The following is a 2,146-nucleotide window of genomic DNA, read 5'->3' as shown; positions in this document are numbered from 1 at the left end:
GTAAGCCCTGTAGCCATCCGTGTTTGCATGACTGACGACGGTAACGCTGATGGCCACTTTTGCCATAACCGCGTTTTTTCACAGGAGATGTCTGTTCACAAAACGGGCATCTTACATCAACTTTAGCCACTGTATTCCACATCAAAAACCGGACATTTCACACTGCAATCAACATATTGAATACACGACCCGCTTACGAAAGATGAGAGAAAACAATGAAACGTGCATTTATTATGGTTCTGGATTCATTCGGCATCGGTAGCAGCGCAGATGCGGCGCGTTTTGGCGATGCCGGTTCCGATACCCTTGGTCACATTGCGCAAGCCTGCGCCGAGGGCAAAGCCAATCAAGGTCGTACCGGGCCACTCCATCTGCCGAACTTAACCCGTTTGGGGTTGGGCAAGGCGGCGGAAGCCTCTACCTGGCATTTCCCTGCGGGATTGGATGCTAAGGCAGACATCATCGGTGCGTATGCGCATGCCAGTGAAATCTCCTCCGGTAAAGACACGCCGTCGGGCCATTGGGAACTGGCAGGAGTGCCGGTGCTGTTCGATTGGGGCTATTTCAGCGATCAGGAAAACAGCTTCCCGCAGGCATTGCTGGATTTGTTGGTGAAACGCGCCAATTTGCCTGGATATCTGGGTAATTGTCACTCATCCGGCACCGTTATCCTCGAGCAACTGGGTGAAGAGCACGTGAAAACCGGGAAACCGATTTTCTATACCTCTGCTGACTCGGTGTTCCAAATCGCCTGTCACGAAGAGACCTTCGGGCTGGACCGGTTGTATGAACTGTGCGAAATCGCGCGCGAGGCGCTCACCGAAGGGGGCTACAACATTGGGCGTGTTATCGCTCGCCCTTTTATCGGCGACAAGCCAGAAAACTTCCAGCGCACCGGTAACCGTCACGATTTGGCCGTTGAACCCCCTGCGCCTACCGTACTGAAAAAACTGGTGGATGAAAAAGGCGGGCAAGTGGTTTCCGTTGGCAAGATTGCCGATATCTATGCCCAGGTGGGGATCACCAAGAAGGTCAAAGCGACCGGTATTGATGCGTTGTTTGATGCCACGTTGAAAGAGATGGATGCCGCAGGCGACGATACCATTGTGTTTACCAATTTCGTTGATTTTGACTCTTCCTATGGTCACCGACGTGATGTTGCTGGCTATGCAGCGGCATTGGAACTGTTCGATCGCCGCTTGCCGGAAATGCTGGCGCGGGTTAAACAGGGCGATATTCTGATTCTGACCGCCGATCACGGTTGCGATCCTACCTGGCCGGGCACCGATCATACTCGTGAACATGTGCCTGTATTGATTTACGGGCCGACGGTGACGCCGGGTTCACGCGGGCACCGCACCACGTTTGCTGATGTCAGTCAAACGGTGGCGCACTATTTTGGCGTGTCAGATATGGACTACGGCACCTCGATGCTGTGATCGCTGGTATTTACTGAATTCACTCGACGTACTCTATAAGGATTCAAAGAATGGCAACGCCACATATCAATGCGGAAAAAGGGGATTTTGCCGATGTTGTACCGATGCCGTGCGATCCGCTGTGTGCGAAGTACATTGCCGAAACCTTTTTGGAAAATGCCCGTTAAGTCAACAATATGTGCGGCATGCTGGGTTATACCGGCAACTACAAAGGGCGCGCGATTTCGGTGATGGGGCACGGTATGGGTATTCCGTCCTGCTCTATCTATACCAAAGAACTGATCACGGAATACGATGTGAAAACCATCATTCGTGTTGGCTCCTGCGGTGCGGTGCGCGAAGATGTGAAGTTGTATGATGTGGTGATTGGCATGGGCGCGTGTACGGATTCAAAAGTAAATCGTCTGCGCTTTAAAGATCATGACGTTACCGCTATTGCCGATTTCGATCTGGTGCGTAATGCGGTTGACGCAGCTCAGGATAAAGGCATCACCGTTCGGGTGGGTAACTTGTTCTCTGCTGATCTGTTCTACACGTCAGACCCGCAGATGTTCGACGTGATGGAAAAATAGGTCGTGTATTCAATGAGTTGATGTAGCATCAAACGTAGTACTCGCGTTCGATGTAAGTACCGATGATCCTATCGTGCATTTCGGATGATTTTGAATATCCGAGCGTCTTGCGATTGAGCCGTTGCAATCGGTTAC

3 protein-coding genes and 1 pseudogene are annotated in these 2,146 nt (G+C 51.6%); 2 read left to right on the top strand and 2 right to left on the bottom strand.

Going from position 1 to position 2,146, the window contains the following annotated elements:
- The coding region (locus tag QZ506_RS08015) for an IS1 family transposase (RefSeq protein ID WP_367272989.1) at window positions 1-130 on the bottom strand (130 nt) is incomplete at its 3' end.
- Between the two features lie 85 nt (window positions 131-215).
- On the opposite strand from QZ506_RS08015, the gene deoB reads away from it, so the two are divergent.
- Window positions 216-1,439, top strand: a complete 1,224-nt coding sequence (gene deoB, locus QZ506_RS08010; protein ID WP_291970254.1) for a phosphopentomutase — start codon at window positions 216-218, stop codon at window positions 1,437-1,439.
- Window positions 1,440-1,489: 50 nt separating this feature from the next.
- Window positions 1,490-2,008 (top strand): annotated as a pseudogene (gene deoD / locus QZ506_RS08005) (purine-nucleoside phosphorylase); the annotation flags it as partial.
- A gap of 31 nt (window positions 2,009-2,039) precedes the next feature.
- Here deoD and QZ506_RS08000 read toward each other — a convergent pair.
- On the bottom strand, window positions 2,040-2,146 hold a 107-nt coding region (locus QZ506_RS08000; RefSeq protein WP_291970255.1), incomplete at its 5' end, for an IS1 family transposase.

Source organism: Candidatus Symbiopectobacterium sp., assembly GCF_020054415.1.
In the GTDB taxonomy this organism is placed as follows: domain Bacteria; phylum Pseudomonadota; class Gammaproteobacteria; order Enterobacterales; family Enterobacteriaceae; genus Symbiopectobacterium.
This window is presented reverse-complemented; position numbering and strand designations above follow the sequence as displayed.